Raw genomic sequence first — 744 nt, forward strand, 5'->3', positions numbered from 1 at the left:
GATAGAGTTACGGCGGTCATGGCGGAGGGGAAACGCCCGGTTACATTCCGAACCCGGAAGCTAAGCCCTCCAGCGCCGATGGTACTGCACTCGGGAGGGTGTGGGAGAGTAGGACACCGCCGGACAACTTTTCCAGTCGAGGGCCGCCCCAACCGGGTCGGCCCTCGACTGCGTTAGCGTCGTGGGTGACGCAATGAGGAAGGATGTACCTGTGAGTTCAGAATCGCAGGGCGGAGATCGTCCCCGTCGCTACGAAGACCGTTCGGGTGGGCGCGAGGGAGCGCAGCGCCGCGATGACCGGCCCCCGTACCGGGATGACCGCGGCGGCTACGCCGGCGGCAACCGTCGTGACGGCGACTCCCGTGGTGGTGGCGACCGCCGTGAGGGCGGCTTCCGGTCCGCTCCGCGTGACGGCGACTCCCGCGGTGGCGGCGCCCCTCGACGGGATGCCGGCGCCCGCCAGGGCGGCTTCCGCAGCGACCGCGAAGGTTTCCGCGGCGGTGACCGCCGTGAAGGTGGCTTCCGCCGGGACGGCGACGACCGCTCCGGCGGCTACCGTGGTGGTGACCGTCCGGGTGGTTTCCGTGGTGGTGACCGTCGTGAAGGTGGCGATCGCCAGGGTGGTTTCCGTGGTGGCGATCGCCGTGAGGGTGGCGAACGTCCGGGTGGTTTCCGCGGTGGCGATCGTGAGGGTGGTTTCCGTTCGGGTCCGCCGCGTGAGGGTGGTTTCCGTGGTGGCGATCG

Annotated in this window: 1 protein-coding gene and 1 rRNA gene; both read left to right on the top strand. The window is 69.8% G+C overall.

Features of this window, described 5'->3' with window-relative positions; translation table 11 throughout:
- Positions 1-8 precede the first annotated feature (8 nt).
- Positions 9-125: ribosomal RNA gene (gene rrf / locus KBX06_RS27490) — 5S ribosomal RNA — on the top strand.
- Between the two features lie 375 nt (positions 126-500).
- The coding region (locus tag KBX06_RS27495) for a hypothetical protein (protein WP_210839966.1) at positions 501-744 on the top strand (244 nt) is incomplete at its 3' end.

It is taken from the genome of Micromonospora sp. C31 (assembly GCF_018070575.1).
In the GTDB taxonomy this organism is placed as follows: domain Bacteria; phylum Actinomycetota; class Actinomycetes; order Mycobacteriales; family Micromonosporaceae; genus Micromonospora.